General features: G+C 68.2%; 18 protein-coding genes. 17 read left to right on the top strand and 1 reads right to left on the bottom strand.

What is annotated here, in order from left to right; all coding sequences use genetic code 11:
- From PI990_RS25340 to PI990_RS25260, 17 genes are all read left to right on the top strand, one after another.
- The gene (locus tag PI990_RS25340) at window positions 1–492 is read left to right on the top strand and encodes a chemotaxis protein CheW (RefSeq protein ID WP_271658844.1); all 492 of its coding nucleotides are present in this window, start codon (window positions 1–3) and stop codon (window positions 490–492) included.
- On the top strand, window positions 489–1,754 hold the full coding sequence (locus tag PI990_RS25335) for a CheR family methyltransferase (RefSeq protein ID WP_271658843.1): 1,266 nt from the start codon (window positions 489–491) through the stop codon (window positions 1,752–1,754). The genes PI990_RS25340 and PI990_RS25335 overlap by 4 nt, the downstream gene beginning before the upstream one ends.
- Complete coding sequence (locus tag PI990_RS25330) at window positions 1,744–2,424, top strand: chemotaxis protein CheW (protein ID WP_184487579.1); 681 nt, start codon at window positions 1,744–1,746, stop codon at window positions 2,422–2,424. Before PI990_RS25335 ends, PI990_RS25330 begins: the two co-directional genes overlap by 11 nt.
- Entirely contained in the window at window positions 2,421–4,694 is a 2,274-nt protein-coding gene (locus PI990_RS25325; protein ID WP_271658842.1) for a hybrid sensor histidine kinase/response regulator, read from the top strand. Before PI990_RS25330 ends, PI990_RS25325 begins: the two co-directional genes overlap by 4 nt.
- Window positions 4,691–5,680: a chemotaxis response regulator protein-glutamate methylesterase gene (locus PI990_RS25320; RefSeq protein WP_021217170.1), complete on the top strand. Its 990-nt coding sequence runs from the start codon at window positions 4,691–4,693 to the stop codon at window positions 5,678–5,680. The genes PI990_RS25325 and PI990_RS25320 overlap by 4 nt, the downstream gene beginning before the upstream one ends.
- Before the next feature lie 180 nt (window positions 5,681–5,860).
- The gene (locus tag PI990_RS25315) at window positions 5,861–6,889 is read left to right on the top strand and encodes a diguanylate cyclase (protein ID WP_271658841.1); all 1,029 of its coding nucleotides are present in this window, start codon (window positions 5,861–5,863) and stop codon (window positions 6,887–6,889) included.
- 374 nt (window positions 6,890–7,263) lie between these two features.
- On the top strand, window positions 7,264–9,303 hold the full coding sequence (locus PI990_RS25310) for a VIT domain-containing protein (RefSeq protein ID WP_271658840.1): 2,040 nt from the start codon (window positions 7,264–7,266) through the stop codon (window positions 9,301–9,303).
- On the top strand, window positions 9,300–10,646 hold the full coding sequence (xrtQ, locus tag PI990_RS25305; RefSeq protein ID WP_271658839.1) for an exosortase Q: 1,347 nt from the start codon (window positions 9,300–9,302) through the stop codon (window positions 10,644–10,646). Before PI990_RS25310 ends, xrtQ begins: the two co-directional genes overlap by 4 nt.
- Window positions 10,647–10,749: 103 nt before the next feature.
- Window positions 10,750–11,845 (top strand): peptide chain release factor 2 gene (gene prfB, locus PI990_RS25300; protein WP_184487585.1). Its coding sequence is split into 2 segments (ribosomal slippage): window positions 10,750–10,821 and window positions 10,823–11,845, totalling 1,095 coding nucleotides; the frame shifts between segments, so codons are not numbered across the junction.
- Window positions 11,846–11,919: 74 nt separating this feature from the next.
- On the top strand, window positions 11,920–13,425 hold the full coding sequence (lysS, locus tag PI990_RS25295; RefSeq protein ID WP_021219498.1) for a lysine--tRNA ligase: 1,506 nt from the start codon (window positions 11,920–11,922) through the stop codon (window positions 13,423–13,425).
- 114 nt (window positions 13,426–13,539) lie between these two features.
- The gene (locus PI990_RS25290) at window positions 13,540–14,253 is read left to right on the top strand and encodes a TetR/AcrR family transcriptional regulator (RefSeq protein WP_021219497.1); all 714 of its coding nucleotides are present in this window, start codon (window positions 13,540–13,542) and stop codon (window positions 14,251–14,253) included.
- 70 nt (window positions 14,254–14,323) lie between these two features.
- Window positions 14,324–14,878 carry a hypothetical protein gene (locus PI990_RS25285; RefSeq protein ID WP_021219496.1) on the top strand — a complete coding sequence of 185 codons (555 nt, stop codon included), beginning with the start codon at window positions 14,324–14,326 and terminating at the stop codon, window positions 14,876–14,878.
- A 2-nt stretch (window positions 14,879–14,880) separates the two neighbouring features.
- Window positions 14,881–16,176, top strand: a complete 1,296-nt coding sequence (locus PI990_RS25280; protein ID WP_021219495.1) for a flavohemoglobin expression-modulating QEGLA motif protein — start codon at window positions 14,881–14,883, stop codon at window positions 16,174–16,176.
- Window positions 16,177–16,270: 94 nt separating this feature from the next.
- Window positions 16,271–17,017, top strand: coding sequence for a TIGR00266 family protein (locus tag PI990_RS25275; RefSeq protein WP_271658838.1), 747 nt, complete (start codon window positions 16,271–16,273; stop codon window positions 17,015–17,017).
- Window positions 17,014–17,895 (top strand): alpha/beta hydrolase, encoded by an 882-nt coding sequence (locus tag PI990_RS25270; RefSeq protein WP_271658837.1) that lies wholly within the window; start codon window positions 17,014–17,016, stop codon window positions 17,893–17,895. The genes PI990_RS25275 and PI990_RS25270 overlap by 4 nt, the downstream gene beginning before the upstream one ends.
- The gene (locus PI990_RS25265; RefSeq protein WP_021219492.1) at window positions 17,892–18,215 is read left to right on the top strand and encodes a hypothetical protein; all 324 of its coding nucleotides are present in this window, start codon (window positions 17,892–17,894) and stop codon (window positions 18,213–18,215) included. Before PI990_RS25270 ends, PI990_RS25265 begins: the two co-directional genes overlap by 4 nt.
- A 7-nt stretch (window positions 18,216–18,222) precedes the next feature.
- Window positions 18,223–18,723, top strand: a complete 501-nt coding sequence (locus PI990_RS25260) for an O-acetyl-ADP-ribose deacetylase (protein WP_271658836.1) — start codon at window positions 18,223–18,225, stop codon at window positions 18,721–18,723.
- Window positions 18,724–19,542: 819 nt separating this feature from the next.
- On the opposite strand, the gene PI990_RS25255 is transcribed toward PI990_RS25260, so the two are convergent.
- Complete coding sequence (locus PI990_RS25255) at window positions 19,543–21,822, bottom strand: heavy metal translocating P-type ATPase (protein WP_442969300.1); 2,280 nt, start codon at window positions 21,820–21,822, stop codon at window positions 19,543–19,545.
- Window positions 21,823–21,833 lie beyond the last annotated feature (11 nt).

The raw sequence follows: 21,833 nt of genomic DNA, 5'->3' as shown, positions 1-21,833 counted from the left end.
ATGACGATCCGCACGACTCGCCAGCAGCCGCGACGGGGGCGGCTGTACCTGCTGTTCGGCATGGGCAGCGACCGCTACGCCCTGGACGTACGCGACGTACTGGAGGTGATGCCCCTGCGCCAGCTCAAGCGCCTGGCCGGAGCGCCCACCTGGGTGGCCGGCGTTTTCGACTGGCGCGGCTCGCCGGTTCCGGTGCTTGATCTCGGCGCCCTGGCTTTCGGCGAGCCCGCCCGCCCGCGCACCAGCACCCGGCTGGTGATGGTGCGGTATGCCGGGCACAGTCTCGGCCTGATCCTGGAGCAGGCCACCGAGACCCTGCGCTGCCAACCCGAGGCGTTCCAGGACTACGGGCTCGATGGGGGCGAAGCGCGTTACCTGGGGCCGGTTTTCCGCAGTGCACAAGGGCTGGTGCAGCGGGTCGAGGTCGCCGAGCTGCTCGGTGAAGAGGCGCGCGCACTGCTGTTCCCCACCGATGCGGAGGCCGCATCATGAATTCGCGCTTCGAGCGCCTGCTCAAGGAGCACATCGGCCTGGATGTCGAGTCGGTCGGCCGTGAGCTGGTGGAGCGCGCCATACGCCTGCGCATGCAGGCCATCGGCTGCCGGGGCGAGGACGAGTACTGGCTGAGCCTGGAGTCGTCCCACGGCGAGCAGCAGGCCCTGGTCGAGGCCGTCGTAGTGCCTGAGACCTGGTTCTTCCGCTACCCCGAGTCTTTCGTAGCCCTGGCCCGGCTGGCCTTCGAGCGCCTGCCGCGCCTCGCCTCCGGGCGCCCGCTGCGGGTGCTGAGCCTGCCCTGCTCCAGCGGCGAGGAGCCGTACTCCATCGTCATGGCGCTGCTCGATGCAGGCTTTGCCCCGGCACTGTTCCAGGTGGATGCGCTGGACGTCAGCGAGAAGGTGCTGGAGCGCGCGCGCCAGGCCGTCTACGGGCGCAATTCGTTCCGTGGCGAGGAACTGGGCTTCCGCGACCGCCACTTCCTGGTCGTCGAGGATGGCTATGTCCTCACCGATCAGGTCCGGCGCAAGGTGAACTTCCGCCACGGCAACCTGCTGGCGCCGGGGCTGCTGGCCGGCGAGGCGCCCTACGATTTCGTCTTCTGCCGCAACCTGCTGATCTACTTCGACCGACCCACCCAGGCCCAGGTGCTGGCAGTACTGAAGCGCCTGATGAGTTCCGAGGGCGCGCTGTTCGTCGGCCCCGCCGAAGCCAGCCTGGTGAGCCAGGACGGCATGCGCGCGCTGGATCTGCCGCAGTCCTTCGTCTTCCTCCCCGGCACCGCCCAGGCTCCGCGCGTTGTCGCTACGCCGCGTCCGACTGTGGCGCCCGCGCGACCCGCCGCGCCGGTGGCGAAGGCCAAGGCGCCGCCGGCCTTCGCTCGCCCGCTGCACACCCCGAGCGCGCCCCGGCCGGTGGTGCCCGCGCCTGCGCCGGGCCGGGACGGCGCCGCCGAACTGCTGGAGATCGCCACGCTGGCCAATGCCGGGCGCAGTGCCGAAGCCCGCGCCGCCTGCGAGCGCCACCTGGCGGCCCACGGCCCCTCGGCTGCGGTGTTCTACTGGCTCGGGTTGCTCTGCGACGTGGCCGGGCAGCAGCAGGAGGCCCAGGACTACTACCGCAAGACTCTCTACTTGCAGCCTGGGCACGCCGAAGCCCTGGCCCACCTGGCGGCGCTGCTCGCCGCGCGCGGCGACCTGGCCGGCGCCCGGCGCTTGCAGGAGCGCGCCAGTCGTGGAGTGAACGACCATGATCGATAGCCATACCTTGCGCCTGGACGACGCCCAGGCGCCCATCGACGACTGCTGGAACCGCATCGGCGTACATGGCGACAAGAGCTGCGAGCGTCTGCACGAACACATCCATTGCCGCAACTGCGAGGTGCACGCTGCCGCCGCCACCCGCCTGCTGGACCGCTATGCCTTGCACCGCGAGCTGGACGAGGAGCAGGCGGCCGAGGAAGAAAGCCTCGGCGAAACCCGCTCCACCCTGGTGTTCCGCCTTGGCGACGCCTGGCTCGGCCTGGCCACCCGGCAGCTGGTTGAAGTGGCGCCGCAGTCGCTGATCCACTCCCTGCCGCACCAGCGCTCCCTCGGGCTGCTGGGGGTGACCAATGTGCGTGGCGCCCTGGTGGCCTGCCTGTCGCTGGTGGAAGTGCTCGGCCTGGAGCCGGGCCAGGGCGGCCCCCAGGAGCGCCGCGTGGTGCCGCGCATGCTTATCGTCGCCAGCGACGACGGCCCGGTGGTGGCACCGGTGGACGAGGTGGACGGCATCCACGCCATTCCCCTGGGCGCGGTGGTGGAGGCCGGCCGGGGTGCCGCCCAGGTGGCGCGGCCCTTCGCTTCCGGCGTGGTGCAGTGGCGCGGGCGCAGCGTCACCCTGCTGGACGAATCGATGTTGCAGCAAGCCATCGCCAGGAGCCTTGGATGACCCCGGACCAGATGCGTGATGCCTCGCTGCTGGAGCTGTTCAAGCTGGAGGCCGAGGCGCAGACCCAGGTGCTCGGCAGCGGGCTGATGGTGTTGGAGCGCAACCCGCGCCAGGCCGACCAGCTGGAAGCCTGCATGCGTGCTGCCCACTCGCTCAAGGGCGCGGCGCGCATCGTCGGCATCGATGCCGGCGTGCGCATCGCCCACGTGATGGAAGACTGCCTGGTGGGCGCCCAGGAAGGCCGCCTGCACCTGCAATCCGAGCATATCGACGCGCTGCTGCAAGGCTCCGACCTGCTGCTGCGCCTGGGCTCGGCGGCCGGTGCCGACTGGGCCGACAAGGACGGCCGCGCGGATATCGACGCCCTGGTGGAGCGCCTGCAGGCGCTGGCCAGCGGGCAGCGCGTGGCCCCCCGCGAGCCGGTGGCCCGGCCCGAGCCCGCTGCCGAACCCGTGGCGGCGCCCGCCGTGGCCGCACCCGAGGAAGAACCCGTGGCATCCGCCCCAGCGGCCGGCGAGAACCGTGATCGGGTGTTGCGGGTCAGCGCCGAGCGACTCGACCACCTGCTGGACATCTCCAGCAAGTCGCTGGTGGAGTTCCAGCGCATCAAGCCCCTGGGGGATTCGCTGCAACGCCTCAAGCGCCTGCAGGCCAGCGCCGTGCGTACCCTCGACGGCGTGCGCGAGGCGGTGCAGGACGACGCCATGGATGCGGCCTCCCGCGCCATGCTGGCCGAGGCCCGGCAACTGCTGGGCGAATGCCAGCAGATGCTCGCCCGGCACATGGCCGATCTCGACGAGTTCGGCTGGCAGGGCGGCCAGCGTGCCCAGCTCATGTACGACGCGGCGCTGGCCTCGCGCATGCGCCCCTTCGCCGACGTGCTCGCCGGCCAGGCGCGGATGTTGCGCGATCTCGGTCGCAGCCTCGGCAAACAGGTGCGCCTGGATATCGAGGGCGAGAACACCCAGGTCGACCGCGACGTGCTGGAGAGGCTCGAAGCGCCGCTGACCCACCTGCTGCGCAATGCCGTCGACCATGGCATCGAAAGCCCGGCACTGCGGGCCGAGCGTGGCAAGCCGGAGGAGGGGCGCATCCTCCTGCGCGCCCGTCATCACGCCGGCATGCTGGTGCTGGAGCTGCGCGACGACGGCGCCGGGGTCGACCTGGAGCGCCTGCGCAGCGCGGTGATTGAGCGTGGTTTCGCCACCGTCGAGACCGGCGCGCGGCTCGACGAAGATGAACTGCTGGCCTTCCTCTTCCTGCCCGGCTTCAGCATGCGCGAGCAGGTCACCGAGGTGTCCGGGCGCGGCGTCGGCCTGGACGCGGTGCAGCACATGGTGCGCCAGCTGCGGGGCGGCGTGCGCATGGAGCAGCGCCAGGGCGAGGGCTCCAGCTTCCACCTGGAGGTGCCGCTGACCCTGTCGGTGGTGCGCAGCCTGGTGGTGGAGATCGGCGGCGAGGCCTATGCCTTCCCCCTGGCCCATATCGAACGCATGACCCGGGTGCCCGCCGAGGCGCTGGTGCAGCTCGAAGGCCGCCAGCACTTCTGGCACGAAGAGCGCCACGTCGGCCTGGTGGCCGCCAGCCAGGTGCTGCAACGCCCCGAGGGCGAAAGCGATGGCGACGGCTTGGCAGTGGTGCTGGTGCGCGAGCGCGAGGCGCTCTACGGCATCGTGGTCGACCGTTTCATCGGCGAGCGCACCCTGGTGGTGATGCCGCTGGACCCGCGCCTGGGCAAGGTCCAGGACGTGTCCGCCGGTGCGCTGCTGGACGACGGCACGCCGGTGCTGATCCTCGATGTCGAGGACATGCTCAAGTCGGTGGGCAAGCTGCTCGGCAGCGGCCGTCTGGAGCGCGTCGGCGGCCTGGCCCGGCAGGGCGCGGGCAGCCGCCGCAAGCGCGTGCTGGTGGTGGACGACTCGCTCACCGTGCGCGAACTGGAGCGCAAGCTGCTGCTCGGCCGTGGCTACGAGGTGGCGGTGGCGGTGGACGGCATGGACGGCTGGAACGCTCTGCGCTCCGAAGCCTTCGACCTGCTGATCACCGACATCGACATGCCGCGCATGGACGGCATCGAGCTGGTGACCCTGGTGCGCCGCGACAGCCGCCTGCAATCGCTGCCGGTGATGGTGGTGTCCTACAAGGACCGTGAAGAGGACCGACGCCGTGGCCTGGACGCCGGTGCCGACTATTATCTGGCCAAGGCCAGTTTCCACGACGAGGCGTTGCTGGACGCGGTGGTCGTGCTGATCGGGGAGGCGCAGGGATGAGGATAGGGATCGCCAACGACATGCCCCTGGCGGTGGAGGCGCTGCGCCGGGCCCTGGCCCGTGAGCCGGCCCACCAGATCGTCTGGATCGCCGGCAACGGCGCCGAAGCGGTGCGCTTCTGCCAGGAGGACACCCCGGACCTGGTGCTGATGGACCTGCTGATGCCGGAGATGGACGGTACCGAGGCGACCCGGCGGATCATGGCCCAGTCGCCCTGCGCGATCCTCATCGTCACCGTGGACAAGGAACAGAACATCCATCGCGTGTTCGAGGCCATGGGCCACGGCGCCCTGGATGCGGTGGACACGCCTGCGCTGGGCACCGACCACGAGCGCGACGCGGCGGCGTTGCTGCGCAAGATCCAGAACATCGGCTGGCTGATCGGCCAGCGCGTGGGCAGTCGCGGGGCTCGCGAGCCCTCGTGCCGGCAGTTGGTGGCCATCGGTGCCTCGGCCGGCGGGCCCGCGTCCCTGGCGCAGTTGCTCAAGCAGTTGCCGGCCGGCTTCGCGCCGGCGGTGATGCTGGTGCAGCACGTCGACGAAACCTTCGCCGCCGGCATGGCCGAGTGGCTGGGCAGCGAGTCCAGCCTGCCTGTACGCCTGGCTCGCGAGGGCGAGCCGCCGCAGCCCGGCCAGGTATTGCTGGCGGGTACCAATAACCACATGCGCCTACTGCGCAACGGTGAACTGGCCTACACCGAAGAGCCCCGCAGCCATGTATACCGGCCCTCCATCGATGTGTTCTTCGACAGCCTGGTGGCGCATTGGCGGGGCGAGGCGGTGGGCGTGCTGCTCACCGGCATGGGCCGTGATGGCGCGCAGGGGCTGAAGGCCATGCGTGAAAGGGGCTTCCTCACCATCGCCCAGGACCAGGCCAGCAGCGCCGTATACGGCATGCCCAAGGCTGCGGCGGCGCTGGATGCGGCCGTGGAGATCCTGCCCTTGCAGCGGATCGCACCCAGGCTCGTGGAGGCGTTCTCGCGTTGATGGTTTCTCGGGCCGGGGCGCTGCGGTTGGGTCTTGGTGCGTTCGTGCAGCCCTGGGCATCGACGCACAAGCCGGGCGGCTCGATTTTTTGGCGGCGGCGTACCCGTGCCGCGCATTATCATTGGCCGCACACAGATGTTGCCTGCGTGTCGTGTGAGGCCTGTAGGCCTGGAGAAAGCTATGAATTACCCCTATCGCAATCAGGCCGAAACCTACTCGCTCATCGAGAACAAGGTGATGGTGCTGCTGGTCGATGATCAGGCGATGATCGGAGAGGCCCTGCGCCGCGCCCTGGCCGATGAGGTCGGAATCGATTTCCATTTCTGCGCGGACCCGCTGACGGCCGTCGAGGTTGCCCGGCAGATACGCCCGACGGTGATCCTCCAGGACCTGGTGATGCCCGGCGTCGACGGCATCAGCCTGCTGGCCGACTATCGAGCCGCCGCCGAGCTGCGTGACATCCCCATCATCGTGCTGTCCACCCGTGACGACGCAGCGATCAAGAGCACCGCATTCGCCGCCGGCGCCAACGATTACCTGGTCAAGCTGCCCGACACCATCGAGCTGGTGGCGCGCATCCGCTACCACTCCCGCTCCTACCTCGCCCTGCAGCAGCGCGACGAGGCCTACCGCGCCCTGCGCGAGAGCCAGCAACAGCTGCTGGAAGCCAACCTGGTGCTGCAGCGCCTGATGAACTCCGACGGCCTCACCGGGCTGTCCAACCGCCGCCACTTCGACGAGTACCTGGAAATGGAATGGCGCCGTGCCTTCCGTGAACAGACCTCGCTGTCGCTGCTGATGATCGATGTGGACTACTTCAAGGGCTACAACGACCACTTCGGCCATATCGCCGGGGACGATGCCCTGCGCCGCGTGGCCGAAACCCTGCGCGAATCCTGTACGCGCTCCTCCGACCTGGCTGCGCGCTATGGCGGTGAGGAGTTCGCCATGGTGCTGCCGGGCACCTCCAGCGGCGGCGCGCGCCTGCTGGCGGAAAAGGTCCGGCGTGCGGTGGAGGCCCTGGGCATCCCCCATGACCTGCCCCAGGACGGAGCCTCGCTGAGTGTGAGCATTGGCGTCTCGACCCTGACGCCCAAGACCGGCCAGGTGTCGCTGTTGCTGGTGGACCGCGCCGACCAGGGGCTGTACATGGCCAAGAACAACGGCCGCAACCAGGTGGGGCTGGTAGCCGATACGCCCGGCGCCTAGCTTTTTGCCTGTGCTCCGCACAGACATGTAGGGGCCTGCAGGGGCCTGTAGGGGCGACTTCAGTCGCCAAGCGGCGCGCAGCGCCGCCGCTCTCGTGGGAGCCAATTCATTCGCGAACGGTCGTTCCCAGGGCGCATCGTCCTTCCTCTGCGCGTCCATCGCTGCGCTGCCTCAAGGCAAAAAAGCCGGTGGAGGTAAAAAGCGACCTCCACCCTACGCGCCGGTCAGGTCCGCAGGGCTGAACTCGCAGGTGCGAATTCATTCGCGTCTGGCGATCACCGCATAACTCCACATAAACACCACGGGCCCTGCAAATTGCGTCCACACAGGCTGGCGAACATGGCTGCACGATCCTTTTCCATGGAGTGCACCGCATGTACCGCCCGCCCTTGTCTTCCCGCTCGCCCGGCCGCTGGCTGCTGGCGTTGTTCCTCACGCTGCTCGGCGTGGCGCCGTGCCTGGCGGAGGTGGCCCCGGAGCGCGGCGAGAGCCCCTATTTCGCGGTGGATAACGCCGAGCCGGGCGTCGATGGCCTGCCGCTGAAGTCCACCCGCGTGGAGGTGCAGGTGCTGGGGGTGATCGCCGACGTGAAGGTGATCCAGCAGTACCGTAACGAGGGCTCGCGGGCCCTGGAGGCGCGCTATGTGTTCCCCGGCTCCACCCGCGCGGCGGTGCATGGCATGACCGTGCGCCTGGGCGATCGCGAGCTGCATGCGCAGATCCGCGAAAAACAGAGCGCCCAGCGCGAGTACCAGGAGGCCAAGAGCGCTGGCAAGACCGCCGCCCTGCTGGAACAGGAGCGCCCCAATGTGTTCCAGATGAGCGTGGCCAACATCCTCCCCGGCGACGTGGTGGACGTGGAGCTGCGCTACACCGAGCTGCTGCTGCCCACCGATGGCACCTACCACTTCGTCTTCCCCACCGTGGTCGGGCCGCGCTACAACGGCGCACCGGGGCAGCCGAGCCACAAGGCCGAGCCCTGGGTCTCCACATCGCACCTGGCCGAGGGCGACCCTGGCCGCAGCACCTTCTCCCTGCAGGTGGACCTGCAATCGCCCACCGCCATCGGCGAAGTCGTCTCGCGCACCCACCGTATCGCCCGCCAGGCCATCGCGCCCCGGCACACCCGGGTGACCCTGGAAGAGGGGCAGGGGCCGGGCAACGACCGTGACTTCATCCTCGACTACCGCCTGGGCAGCGAGGTGTTCGAGAGCGGCGTGCTGCTGTCCCGTGGCGCCGAGGAGAACTTCTTCCTGGCCATGGTGGCGCCGCCGGCGGCGGTGAAGGCCAGCAGCATCGTGCCGCGCGAATACATCTTCGTGGTGGATATCTCCGGCTCCATGCACGGCTTCCCGCTGGACACCACCAAGGTCCTGCTGCGCCGGCTGATCGGCGGTCTGCGCCCGGTGGACAGCTTCAACGTGCTGCTGTTCTCCGGCAGCAGCAGCCTGCTGGCGCCGCAGTCGCAGCCGGCTACCAAGGCCAACATCGAGCAGGCGCTGACGATGCTCGACACCCAGATGGGCAGCGGCGGCACCGAGCTGCTGCCGGCCCTGCGCCAGGCGCTGGCGATGCCGGCGGATGCGGAGCGCTCGCGCAGCTTCGTGGTGGTCACCGATGGCTACGTGACGGTGGAAACCGAGGCCTTCGAACTGGTGCGCAACAACCTGGGCAAGGCCAACCTGTTCGCCTTCGGTATCGGCAGTTCGGTGAACCGCGAGCTGATCGAGGGCCTGGCACGGGCCGGGCAGGGCGAGCCCTTCGTGGTGCTCGACGACAGCTCGGCGCAAGCCGAAGCCGAGCGCCTGCGGCGGATGATCGACTCGCCGGTGCTGGTGCACCCCAAGCTGTCCTTCAGTGGCCTGGAGACCTATGACGTCGAGCCGCTGGCGCTGCCCGACCTTTTCGCCCAGCGTCCGTTGGTGGTGTTCGGCAAGTGGCGCGGCGAGCCCCGTGGCGTGCTGCAGGCCGAAGGCATCGCCGCCAGCGGCCCCTGGCGCAGCGAGGTGCCGATCGAGGCGGGCAAGGTGCTCGATGGCGACCAGGCGCTGACCCATCTGTGGGCGCGGCACCGCATCGCGTCGTTGATGGACCAGGAGGCCCTGGAGGGCGGCTTTGGCTACAGCCAGCAGATTCTCGACCTGGGTTTGAAGTACAGCCTGCTGACGCCCTACACCTCGTTCATCGCCGTGGACCAGGTGGTGCGCAACCCCGACCCGGCCGGCAGCGTCACGGTCAAGCAACCGCTGCCGCTGCCCCAGGGCGTGAGCGCCCAGGCCGTCGGCACCGCCGAGGCAAGCTCCGCCACCGCCGGCATCCCCGTGCCGAGCACGCCGGAGCCGGCCACCTGGGCGATGCTGGCGCTGGCCCTGCTGGGCATGGGCTGGGTGACCCGCCGCCAGGTGCGTGGGTGAAGGCCCGCGCGCTGCCGGACTGGGCCTGGCTGCTGGCTCCGGTGCTGGCGCTGTGGCCGGTGTGGCTGTGGAGCCTGCGGCGCATGGGCGACGGCTCGGACGCCCCCTACGGCGTGGTGGCGCTGGTGGCCCTGCTGCTGGGGCTGTGGCGCGAGCGCCGCAGCCTCCTGGCGACGCCCCGGCGTGGCTGGCTGCTGGTGTCGCTGGCCCTGGCGGCGCTGGCCATTCTCGGCAGCGCGTGGGTCCCGGCGCTGGGGCGCGGCGTGCTGGCGGTGCTGGCGCTGATCGCCACCACCCTGGCGCTGCGCCGCCCGGGCCAGCCGGTGCTGGCCTGGCTGGGCCTGGGATTGCTGGCCTTGCCGATCCTCTCGTCGCTGCAGTTCTTCGCCGGTTACCCGCTGCGCCTGGTCACCGCTGAAGCCAGCCTCTGGCTGCTGCGTGGCCTGGGCCACGAGGTGCAGCGCCTGGGCACGGCGCTGCAGGTGAACGGGCAACTGGTGATGGTGGATGCGCCCTGCTCGGGCGTGCACATGGCCTGGGTGGCCTACTTCACCGCCTTCGCCACTGCCGCCTGGCTGCGCCTGGGGGACAGGCAGCTGCTGCGGCGCCTGCCGTGGATAGGCCTGCTGGTGCTGGGCGGCAACAGCCTGCGCAACACCCTGCTGGTGCTGCAGGAGGCCGGGCAATCGAACTGGCCGGCGTGGATGCACGAGGCCACCGGGCTGGGGGTGTTCATCGGCGTCTGCGCCCTGGTGCTGCGCACCGTGGCGGCGGGGCAGGGTGCTGCGCTGGCGTTGCCCACCACGATGGCGACCGGCGTGGAGTCCTGGCGCCACGGGCGCTGGTTGGTGGCGGCGTCGTTCCTGTTGCTGGGCGTGGGGTCGCTGCTGGGCCGGCCGGTGGCCGAGGCCCGCCCCGTTGCCGCCTTCGTCGAGTGGCCGCAACGTTTCGAGGGCGAGCGCCTGCGGCCCCTGGCGCTGTCGCCGGTGGAGCAGCGCTTCGCCGCGCAGTTCCCTGGGGCCATCGCCCGCTTCAGCACCGGCTCGCGGGTGGTCACCCTGCGCCATGTCACGGCGGCCACGCGCAAGCTGCACCCGGCGGCGGACTGCTACCAGGGCCTGGGTTACGTGATCCGCGCCATCGCACTGCGCCAGCGCCCCGGCAATGGCGGGCTGCAGCGCTGCTTCGTGGCCGAGGGGCAGGGGCCGGCGCTGCAGGTCTGCGAGTACATCGAGGACGCCGCCGGGCAGAGCTTCAGCGACAATTCCAGCTGGTACTGGGCGGCGCTCAGCGGCCGCTCCAGCGGGCCCTGGCGGGCGGTGACGGTGGCCGAAGCGCTGTAGTCCGACGCCGGGTCTACGGTGGTCGGGCGGGCTGCCCGGCGGGTTTCGAGTCGGGTATACTCGCCGGCTTTTCCGAAAGTTTTGCCTGAGAGCGCTTCCAGCCATGGAAATCAACCCGATCCTCAATAGCATCAAGGACCTCTCCGAACGTACCCAGACCATTCGGGGGTATCTTTGACTACGATCACAAGCATGATCGTCTCGTCGAAGTAAACCGCGAACTCGAAGACCCCAACGTCTGGAACAACCCGGAGTACGCCCAGAATCTTGGCCGTGAGCGTTCGCTCCTGGCGCAGATCGTCGAAACCCTCGACGAGCTGACCGGTGGCCTGGCTGACTCCCGCGACCTGCTGGACATGGCGGTCGAAGAGAACGACGAAGGCGCGGTCAACGACGTTGCCGCCGAAGTCGAGCGCCTGCGCGAGATCCTCGAGAAGCTGGAATTCCGTCGCATGTTCAGCGGCGAGATGGACCCGAACAACGCCTACCTGGACATCCAGGCCGGTTCCGGCGGCACCGAAGCCCAGGACTGGGCCAACATGCTGCTGCGCATGTACCTGCGCTGGGCCGACAAGAACGGCTTCAGCGCCGAGATCGTCGAACTGTCCGAAGGCGAAGTCGCCGGCATCAAGGGCGCCACCGTGCACATCAAGGGCGAATACGCCTTCGGTTGGCTGCGCACCGAGATCGGCGTGCACCGCCTGGTGCGCAAGAGCCCGTTCGACTCCGGCAACCGTCGCCACACTTCGTTCACCGCGGTGTTCGTCTCTCCCGAGATCGATGACAACATCGAGATCGAGATCAACCCGGCCGACCTGCGCATCGACACCTACCGCTCCTCCGGCGCGGGCGGTCAGCACGTGAACACCACCGACTCGGCCGTACGTATCACCCACGTACCGACCAACACGGTGGTCGCGTGCCAGAACGAACGCTCCCAGCACGCCAACAAGGACACCGCCATGAAAATGCTGCGGGCCCGGTTGTACGAGCAGGAGATGCAGAAACGCAACGCCGCGTCCCAGGCGCTGGAAGAGACCAAGTCCGATATCGGCTGGGGCCACCAGATCCGTTCCTACGTGCTCGACCAGTCGCGCATCAAGGACCTGCGTACCGGCGTCGAGCGCAGCGATTGCGACAAGGTGCTGGACGGGGATCTCAACGAGTACCTCGAAGCCAGCCTGAAACAAGGTCTCTAAAGCCGCTGCGCTTGTTCTTTTAGCGATAACTTTTCACCAGGCGCCAACACGCCGAAGCAGGAACCACCAAGACCATGAGCGACCAACAACCCGACCAGCACGAACTGCAACAGGAAGAGAACAAGCTGATCGCCCAGCGCAAGGAAAAGCTTGCAGCCGTGCGTGAGGCGAAGGCCATCGCCTTCCCCAACGACTTCCGCCGCGATGCCTACTTCGCGGACCTGCAGAAACAGTACGCGGACAAGACCAAGGAAGAGCTGGAAGCCGCAGCCATCCCGGTCAAGGTCGCCGGTCGCATCATGCTCAACCGTGGTTCCTTCATCGTCCTGCAGGACAGCACCAGCCGCCTGCAGGTCTACGTGAACCGCAAGACCCTGCCGGAAGAGACCCTGGCCGAGATCAAGACCTGGGACCTGGGTGACATCATCGGCGCCGAAGGCACCGTGGCCCGCTCCGGCAAGGGCGACCTGTATGTCGACATGACCAACGTGCGCCTGCTGACCAAGGCCCTGCGCCCGCTGCCGGACAAGCACCACGGCCTGACCGACACCGAGCAGCGCTATCGCCAGCGCTACGTCGACCTGATCGTCAACGAGGAAACCCGCCACACCTTCCGCGTGCGCTCCCAGGTCATCGCCCACATCCGTCGCTTCCTCTCCGATCGCGGTTTCCTCGAAGTGGAAACCCCGATGCTGCAGACCATCCCCGGCGGTGCCGCAGCCAAGCCCTTCGAAACCCACCACAACGCCCTGGACATGGCCATGTTCCTGCGTATCGCGCCGGAGCTGTACCTCAAGCGCCTGGTGGTCGGTGGCTTCGAGAAGGTCTTCGAGATCAACCGCAACTTCCGTAACGAAGGCGTTTCCACCCGGCACAACCCCGAGTTCACCATGCTCGAGTTCTACCAGGCCTACGCCGACTACGAAGACAACATGGACCTGACCGAGGAGCTGTTCCGCGAGCTGGCCCAGGCCGTGCTCGGCAGCACCGACGTGCCCTACGGCGACAAGGTGTTCCACTTCGGCGAGCCCTTCGCGCGCCTGTCCGTGTTCGACGCCATCCTCAAGTACAACCCGGAAATCACCGCGGCTGACCTCAACGATGTCGAGAAGGCCCGTGTCATCGCCAAGAACGCCGGCGCCAAGGTCCTCGGCCACGAAGGCCTGGGCAAGCTGCAGGTGATGATTTTCGAGGAACTGGTGGAGAGCAAGCTGGAGCAGCCGCACTTCATCACCCAGTACCCCTTCGAAGTCTCGCCGCTGGCGCGCCGCAACGACAACGATCCGAGCGTCACCGACCGCTTCGAGCTGTTCATCGGTGGCCGCGAGATCGCCAACGCCTACTCCGAGCTGAACGACGCCGAAGACCAGGCCGAGCGCTTCATGCTGCAGGTCAAGGAGAAGGACGCCGGTGATGACGAGGCAATGCACTTCGACGCCGACTTCGTCAACGCGCTGGAATACGGCATGCCGCCCACCGCCGGTGAAGGCATCGGTATCGACCGCCTGGTGATGTTGCTGACCAATTCGCCGTCTATTCGTGACGTCATCCTGTTCCCGCATATGCGGCCCCAGGCCTGACGCGTGAGAAAAGCCGCCTTCGGGCGGTTTTTTCTTGGCCGGCGTTGAGTTGAATAGCCGGAGAAATGGTCGAAACTGTCTTGCATCCCAGCTGAACCCGGAGGTCCATGCATCTTGCCCAAGTCGTCCCGTAGCGACAGTGCCGCCCAGGCGGCCAGCGCCCTCGCCGAAAGTGTCCAGTACCAGGGCCGCAAGGCCAGCCGGCAGGGCAGCGAGCAACGCCGCCAGGCGATCCTCGATGCCGCCATGCGCATCATCGTGCGTGACGGCGTGCGCGCGGTGCGCCACCGCGCCGTGGCGGCGGAGGCGGAAGTGCCGCTTTCGGCCACCACCTATTACTTCAAGGACATCAACGACCTGATCACCGACACCTTCGCCCAGTTCGTCGAGCGCAGCGCCGAAGCCATGGCCGCGTTCTGGGGCAGCGTCGAGGGTGACCTGCAGGGCATGGCGGCGGCTCTGAGCCGCGACGGTGCCTCGCGCCGGCAGATGACCGACGAGATCGTCGAGATGGCCATCCAGTATGTGCGCCGGCAACTGATCGAGAACCGCGTGCAGCTGCTGGCCGAGCAGGCGTTCCGCCAGGAGGCGCTGATCAACGCCGGCTTGCGGCCGCTGGCCGATGCCCACCGTGGCATCCTCTCCCAGGGCGCCGAGCACTTCTTCCAGGTGCTGGGCTCGGATGAGCCGGCCGAGGACGCCAAGGTGTTGACGGCCATCATTCTGCGGATGGAATATCAGGGCCTGCTCGATGGGGTGGACAACCTCGATATCGACGAGATGCGAGCCGTGCTCAAGCGCTACCTCTACCTGGTGATGGGGCTCTAGAACACGGTACGAGACCCCGCATTCAGGCCACCTGTCTTGCGGGGTTTTTCATGGTCACAAGGAGAGCGAAATGAAACCCTGGCGCGCATTGGTCGCCCTGTCCTTCCTGCTGCTGAGCGGGTGCCTGGTCACCTTGCGGGACCCGATCCCGGCCCATGAGCCGGCGCCCATCCCGCTGCTGGGCGACTGGACGCGCAAGGACGAGTGGGGCGAGCGTCTCTACCTGGAGATCAGCCGCGCCGGCTCCAACCTGTACAAGGCCCGTACCTACGAAGGCAGCAAGGACAACCTCGACAGCCTCCAGGAGTACGGCTTCACCGTCGCCCACCATGGCCGCCGCTGGTACCTCTCCGCCGGGCTGCCGAAGAAGTGGGGCGCCAATTTCGCCGTCGCCGGCTTCGAACTCACCACCGACAACGAACTGGTGATCTACAACCTCGATGTCGAACGCCTGCACCAGGAGCTGGAGCACGGCACCTTCGAGGGCGCCAGCGTGGAGATGCCCGAGGGTGACGGCGTGCTGCTGAACACGCCCTGGGAGAAGATCCAGGCCTGGCTGGACGACCCGGCCAACTCCGACGTCTTCGTCGAGGTGGCGCGCTACCAGCGTTCCACCGAGGAGTGAGCATGAGCCGGCGCCAACTGCCCGACGACTACCAGAACATCGTCCGTACCCTGTCCGACCGTATCGTCCACGCGCAGACGCCGATCCGCGTGCTGGACGCCATCAAATGGGACGACAGCGTTCGCCAGGGCTTCCTCAAGCACAAGGGCAAGGCCATGCCCGAGGTGGACCGCGCCTATTACGAGAGCCGGCCGCTGGCCTTCGACTCCTCGGCGAAGAAGCTGGAATTCCAGAACATCGAGCGCGACATCACCCGCCAGCTGGGGCAGTTCAACCCGGTGGGGCAGATCATGCGGCGCATGTGCAAGGAATACCGCATGGTGATCCGCATGCTCGAAGCGCGCGGCACCGCCGACTTCGGGCTGATCTCCCAGGAGCTCTACGGCGCCGCCTCGGACGCCTTCCATGCCGGTGACCCGACCCTCTCCGACCTGGGGCTGATGCTCTCGGACTACCTGAACAAGATCGACGACCGTGGCGACCTCAAGGACGAGCCCAAGACGCTCACCGCCAAGGACGCCGTGGCCATGCTGCAGAGCCGCCTCAGCGCGGTATTCGGCGAGGGCGACGACACCATCCGCGTGTTCGAGTCCGACGGCATCGTCGCCGACGCCGCCGCCGGCGCCGACTACATCAAGGTGCGCGCCGACGCGATGTTCAACGAACGCGACGTGCGCGCCCTGGAAGTGCACGAGGGGCTGGTGCATGTGGGCACCACGCTGAACGGCCAGAACCAGCCGATCTGCACCTTCCTGGCCAAGGGCCCGCCGTCGTCCACCGTGACCCAGGAAGGCCTGGCCATCCTCATGGAAGTGATCGCCTTCGCCTCCTACCCCACGCGCCTGCGCAAGCTCACCAACCGCACCCGCGCCATCCACATGGCGGAGGAGGGGGCCGACTTCCTCGAGGTCTACCACTTCTACCGCGAGCAGGGCTACGGCATGGCCGAGAGCTACGGCAACGCCAGCCGGGTGTTCCGCGGCTCCTCGCCGGACGGCCTGCCCTTCACCAAGGACCTGTCCTACCTGAAGGGCTTCATCATGATCTACAACTACATCCAGCTCGCCGTGCGCAAAGGCAAGCTGGAGCAGATCCCGCTGCTGTTCTGCGGCAAGACCACCCTGGAAGACATGCGCACCCTGCGCCAGCTGGTGGACGAAGGCCTGGTGGCACCGCCCAAGTACCTGCCCCCGCAGTTCCGCGACCTCAACGCGCTGTCGGCCTGGATGTGCTTCTCCAACTTCCTCAATCACCTGAGCCTGGATCGCATCGAGGCGGATTACGCGAATATTCTTTAGAGCGGCAAGCTGCAAGCGACAAGCCGCAAGGGGCGAGTCCCTGGTGCTCTTGCAGCTTGCCGCTTGAAGCTTGCAGCCAACCGAAGGTTCCCCCATGCCCAGCCATCAGCTCGACTACGAAATCCTCGGCGCTTCGGCGCAGACCGTTGAGATCATCCTCGACCCGCAGGAAACGGTGATCGCAGAAGCCGGGGCGATGAATTACATGACCGAAGGCATCCGCTTCGAAGCGCGCATGGGCGACGGTTCCTCCAGCGGCGTGCTGGGCAAGCTGTGGGGGGCGGGCAAGCGCCTGATCACCGGCGAGTCGCTGTTCATGACCCATTTCACCAACGAGGGCCGTGGCCAGCAGCGGGTGGGTTTCGCCGCGCCCTACCCGGGCACCGTGGTGCCCATCGACCTGGCCCAGGTCGGCGGGCGCCTGGTGTGCCAGAAGGACGCCTTCCTCTGCGCCGCCCACGGCACCCAGATCGGCATCGCCTTCAACAAGCGCATCGGCGCCGGTTTCTTCGGCGGCGAGGGCTTCATCCTGCAGAAGCTCGAAGGCGACGGCCTGGCCTTCGTGCATGCCGGCGGCACGGTGATCCGCAAGGAGCTGAACAACGAAACCCTGCGCCTGGACACCGGTTGCCTGGTGGCCTTCACCACGGGCATCGACTACGACATCGGCCTGGCCGGCGGGCTGAAGAGCATGCTCTTCGGCGGCGAGGGCATCCTCCTGGCCACCCTCAAGGGCACCGGCACGGTGTGGATCCAGAGCCTGCCCTTCTCGCGTCTGGCCGAGCGCATCTACGAGGCCACCTACAAGGCGCGTGAGGAAACCCGCGCCGGCGGCCAGTGACCCGCTCCTGCCTCCTGCTGCTGGTCCTGCTGCTGCAGGGCTGCAGCGGGCTGCTGTTCTACCCCGAGCGGCAACTGCCCTTCACCCCCGAGCGTGCCGGCCTGGCCTACCGCGATGTCGAGTTGATCACCGCCGATGGCCTGCGCCTGCATGGCTGGTGGCTGCCGGCTGCGACGGGTGTCGAGGTCAAGGGCACGGTGCTGCACCTGCACGGCAATGGCGGCAACGTCGCTTCCCACCTGGGCGGCAGCTGGTGGCTGCCGGAGCAGGGCTACCAGGTGTTGCTGCTGGACTACCGTGGCTACGGCCGCTCCGAGGGCAGCCCCTCGCTGGCGGGGGCGTACCAGGACATCGACGCCGCCTTCGCCTGGCTCGACCGCGCGCCCGAGGTGCAGGGCAAGCCGCTGGTGCTGCTGGGCCAGAGCCTGGGGGGCGCCATGGCGGTGCACTACCTGAGCGAGCACCCCGAGCGCCGCGCCCAGCTGCGCGCGCTGGTGCTGGACGGCGCGCCGGCCAGTTACCGTGACGTGGCTCAATTCACCCTGGGCAATGCCTGGTTAACCTGGCCGCTCCAGGTGCCGCTGTCCTGGCTGGTGCCTGATGGCGACAGCGCGATCGGTGCGATTGCCGGTCTGCAGGGCTTGCCGATGCTGATCTACCACAGCATCGACGACCAGGTGGTGCCTCTTTCCAATGGCGTGCGCTTGTATCAAGCTGCGCCGCCGCCGCGGGTGTTCCAGCCGACTCGTGGCGGCCATGTGCAGACCTTCGCCGACCCCACCTGGCGGGAGGTGATGCTGCGCTACCTCGAAGACCCGAACGGTTTCGTCGGGCTGCGACGGCTGGCTGAAGTCCCGAATACAGAGAGTCCCCAATGAGCGAACGCAACCCCATCCCGCTGATCCTCACCGGCGTCGGCACCATCATCGGCACCGTGATGGTCCTCTGGTACTACGGCTACCTGCACTTCGCCAAACCGGAAGATGCGCTGCTGCTGTCCGACTTCACCATGCTCAAGACCGTTCCCGGCGAGGACTACAAGGTCTCGCTGACGCCCGCCACCCAAGTCGCCCAGTGCATCGACGGCGTGCTGGTGCTGTTCGACACCGAGCAGAAAGGCCTGACCGGCGTGCTGGTGAACAACAAGAAACAGGCCGTGCGCTGCATGGGCCAGGAGACCCCGCAAGAGGTCAAGTGAGGGCAGGATGAAGGTCGAGGTCTGGCAGGGCGACATCACCCGCCTGGACGTGGACGCCATTGTCAACGCGGCCAATTCCTCGCTGCTCGGCGGCGGTGGCGTGGATGGTGCGATCCACCGCGCCGCGGGTCCTGAGCTGCTCGCCAGTTGCCGTGAGCTGCGCGGCTGCCCCACCGGCGAGGCGCGCATCACCCCGGGCTTCCGCCTGCCGGCGACCTTCGTCATCCACACGGTCGGCCCGATCTGGGCCGGCGGCAGCCAGCGCGAGCCCGAGCTGCTCGCCAGCTGCTACCGCAACAGCCTGGCCCTGGCGGAATCCGCCGACGTCGCCAGCATCGCCTTCCCGGCCATCAGCTGCGGCGTCTATGGCTACCCGCTGGAAGCCGCCGTGCGCATCGCCGTCACCGAACTGCGCCGCCCACGCCCGGCGGGCAGCACCCTGCAACGCGCGCTGCTGGTGGCCTTCTCCGAAGACATGGCACGCCTCTACCGCGAAGCCCTGGCCTGATCTGGCGGCTTTTGTGGGAGCGAATTCATTGGCTCTGTCGGCGTTAGCTGTTGTGGTTTTAATGCAGGCGCTCAAGCACGGCCCTTTCCGGGTGCCCGAGGGTTCGTGCCACCTCCACCGCATGGGTTTCGCTTCGCTCTACGCCATCCTACGAAAGCCCGTGCGCACCACGTGGTGATGCGTTGGACGAAGAAAGTTGGAGCAGCCACCAACGCCCCTCCAGGAGGCCGAACGCAGTCGTTGCGCCGGGGGACGAGCGGCATGGATGCCGCGAGAGGCGCGCCAGGCCATGGATGGCCCATCGCGCCGGCCCCCAGAGCGGCGATGGAGTGAGGGAACCCGACGCAGTCGGGCCGGATGATGGGGCAAGTTTTTTGGTTCCTTTTCAACGATTGGAAAAGGGACTCGCCCGGGTGGGCGAAACCAGAAATATCACCAGAGCTCGGCAATCAGCTGGGCTCAAATCCTCTAGCAACACTTAACGCAGACAGAGCCAATTCATTCGCGAAATGTCCAGTGCAGTGGGCGTAGGGTGGGCCGGGCGGCGCTCCGCTTCAGCCCACCGCTCTCCATCGGTTTACTCGGACCCCGTACCGTTCCTTACGTCGCCTGGTGCGGCCTTGTAGCCTGGGCTTCAGCCCGGGGATGCCGGGTACTCCACTCCCGGGCTGAAGCCCGGGCTACGCAGTTGTCCTGACGCCCCCCTGGTGGAGGTAAAGAGCGACCTCCACCTCGCAGCGGTCATGCCCGTGTGGCGGGGCCGGCTGCTTTTGTAGGGGCGACTTGAGTCGCCAAGCGGCGCGCAGCGCCGCCATTCGCTCACCGCGCCCCACGCAACAACCGCAACCCGTTGAACACCACCAGCAGGCTGGCGCCCATGTCGGCGAACACGGCCATCCACAGGGTGCCCATGCCGGCCAGGGTGAGGGCGAGGAACAGCGCCTTGATGCCCAGGGCCAGGACGATGTTCTGCACCAGCACTGCGTGGGTGCGGCGCGAGAGGCGGATGAACAGCGGCAGCTTGCGCAGGTCGTCGTCCATCAGCGCCACGCCGGCGGTTTCGATGGCGGTGTCGGTGCCGGCGGCGCCCATGGCGAAGCCGATATCGGCGCGGGCCAGGGCCGGGGCGTCGTTGATGCCGTCGCCGACCATGCCGATGCGCTGGCCGCCCTGCTGACGACGTTCCACTTCCCGCAGCTTGTCTTCGGGCAGCAGGTTGCCCAGGGCTTCGTCGATGCCCACCTGGGCGGCGATGGCGGCAGCGGTGTGGGGGTTGTCGCCGGTGAGCATCAGGGTGCGCACCCCGAGCTGATGCAACTCGGTCACCGCCTCGCGACTGGTTTCGCGCACGCCGTCGGCCACTGCGAACAGGGCCATCGGGCCTTCGGCATCGAGCAGGACGATGGCTGTCTTGCCTTCGCGCTCGAGACCATCCAGGCGCATCTCCAGGGTGCTGGAGCACAGCCCCAGCTCTTCCACCAGGCGATGGTTGCCCAGGTGGTAGAGGCGCCCGCCGATCAGCCCCTTGACCCCACGGCCCGGCAGCGCGGCCAGGTCGTCGACGCCGTGCAGGGCGATGCCGTCGGCCTCGGCGGCGCGGGCCAGGGCCTGGGACACCGGGTGGTCCGAGCGCGCGGCGAGGCTGGCGGCCAGGGCGCGCGCCTCATCGGCGCTGCCCTCGCGCAGGGGCACATAGTCGGTCTGCTGCGGGCGGCCTTCGGTGAGGGTGCCGGTCTTGTCGAGGGCGACCCAGGCCAGCTGGCGGCCCATTTCCAGGTACACGCCGCCCTTGACCAGCACGCCACGGCGCGCGGCGGCGGCCAGGCCGCTGACCAGGGTCACCGGGGTGGAGATCACCAGGGCGCAGGGGCAGGCGATCACCAGCAGCACCAGGGCGCGGTACACCCAGTCGAGCCAGGCGCCCTGTATCAGCAGCGGCGGCAGCACGGCGGTGAGCAGGGCGAGGACGAACACCGTGGGCGTATAGATGCGCGAGAAGCTGTCGACGAAGCGCTGGGTCGGTGCGCGGGTGCCCTGGGCCTCTTCCACGGCGTGGATGATGCGCGCCAGGGTGCTGTCGTTGGCGGCGCGGGTGACGCGGTATTCCAGCTCGCCCTCGCCGTTGATGGTGCCGGCGAACAGCGGGTCGCCCGGCTCCTTGTCCACCGGCAGGCTCTCGCCAGTGATGGGCGCCTGGTTGACGCCGGAGCGGCCCACCAGCAGCTCGCCGTCCAGGGCGATGCGCTCGCCGGGGCGCACGCGCACCCGGGCATCGGGGCGCACCTCGCTGGCCGGCACCTCGCGCCACTGGCCGTCCACCTGCACGGTGGCCTGTTGCGGGGCCAGGTCGAGCAGGCCACGGATGGCGTTGCGCGCGCGGTCCAGCGACTTGGCCTCGATCAGCTCGGCGAGGGCGAAGAGCACGCTGACCATGGCCGCCTCGGGCCACTGGCCGATGAGCAGGGCGCCGGTCACGGCGATGCTCATCAGGGCGTTGATGTTGAGGTTGCGGTTCTTCAGGGCGATCCAGCCCTTGCGGTAGGTGGGCAGGCCGGCGGTGGCGATGGCCAGCAACGCCAGGCCGGCTTCCAGCCACACGGGCCCAAAGCCGAACCATTCGCAGGCTTCGGCGGCGAGCGCGGCGACACCGGCCAGTGCCAAGGGCCACCAGGGCTTGTCGGCGGGCTTGGCGGCGGGCGAGGCGGCGTCCAGCGGTTCGGCCTGCATGCCCAGCTGGGCCACCAGCTTCTGCAGCGGTGCCAGCTCGGTGAAGCGGTGCTGCACCTTGAGCACGCGCTGCATGAGGTTGAACTCCAGCGCCTCCACCGCCGCGACCTTGCCCAGGGCATCCCGCAGCAGGCGTTCCTCGGTGGGGCAGTCCATGGCGTCGATGCGCAGGCTGCTCCAGCGCAGCTCGCCCAAGGGCGCGTCCATGGCCTCGGTCGCCAGGGCGGGTTGGGCATGCTCGTGGGCATGGCTGTCGTGGTCATGGTGATGGTCTTGGCCGTGCTCATGGTCGTGCGCATGGCCATGATCGTGCCGCGCCGGGCTGGGACGCGGGTTCGAATGATCGTGGTTGCAGCAGTTGTCCTGGCTCATCGCGGACTCCA

The organism is Pseudomonas sp. TUM22785 (assembly GCF_028198105.1).
Classification (GTDB): Bacteria; Pseudomonadota; Gammaproteobacteria; order Pseudomonadales; family Pseudomonadaceae; genus Metapseudomonas; species Metapseudomonas solani.
This window is presented reverse-complemented; position numbering and strand designations above follow the sequence as displayed.

Excerpts from the sequence above, each read along its gene's own strand:
- PI990_RS25335 (WP_271658843.1), top strand. The coding sequence starts at position 489 with ATGAATTCGCGCTTCGAGCGCCTGCTCAAGGAGCACATCGGCCTGGAT.
- PI990_RS25280 (WP_021219495.1), top strand. The coding sequence starts at position 14,881 with ATGAGCCGGCGCCAACTGCCCGACGACTACCAGAACATCGTCCGTACC.
- PI990_RS25340 (WP_271658844.1), top strand. The coding sequence starts at position 1 with ATGACGATCCGCACGACTCGCCAGCAGCCGCGACGGGGGCGGCTGTAC.
- PI990_RS25285 (WP_021219496.1), top strand. The coding sequence starts at position 14,324 with ATGAAACCCTGGCGCGCATTGGTCGCCCTGTCCTTCCTGCTGCTGAGC.
- PI990_RS25275 (WP_271658838.1), top strand. The coding sequence starts at position 16,271 with ATGCCCAGCCATCAGCTCGACTACGAAATCCTCGGCGCTTCGGCGCAG.
- PI990_RS25325 (WP_271658842.1), top strand. The coding sequence starts at position 2,421 with ATGACCCCGGACCAGATGCGTGATGCCTCGCTGCTGGAGCTGTTCAAG.
- PI990_RS25265 (WP_021219492.1), top strand. The coding sequence starts at position 17,892 with ATGAGCGAACGCAACCCCATCCCGCTGATCCTCACCGGCGTCGGCACC.
- PI990_RS25330 (WP_184487579.1), top strand. The coding sequence starts at position 1,744 with ATGATCGATAGCCATACCTTGCGCCTGGACGACGCCCAGGCGCCCATC.
- PI990_RS25260 (WP_271658836.1), top strand. The coding sequence starts at position 18,223 with ATGAAGGTCGAGGTCTGGCAGGGCGACATCACCCGCCTGGACGTGGAC.
- PI990_RS25310 (WP_271658840.1), top strand. The coding sequence starts at position 7,264 with ATGTACCGCCCGCCCTTGTCTTCCCGCTCGCCCGGCCGCTGGCTGCTG.
- PI990_RS25320 (WP_021217170.1), top strand. The coding sequence starts at position 4,691 with ATGAGGATAGGGATCGCCAACGACATGCCCCTGGCGGTGGAGGCGCTG.
- lysS (WP_021219498.1), top strand. The coding sequence starts at position 11,920 with ATGAGCGACCAACAACCCGACCAGCACGAACTGCAACAGGAAGAGAAC.
- PI990_RS25315 (WP_271658841.1), top strand. The coding sequence starts at position 5,861 with ATGAATTACCCCTATCGCAATCAGGCCGAAACCTACTCGCTCATCGAG.
- PI990_RS25255 (WP_442969300.1), bottom strand. The coding sequence starts at position 21,822 with ATGAGCCAGGACAACTGCTGCAACCACGATCATTCGAACCCGCGTCCC.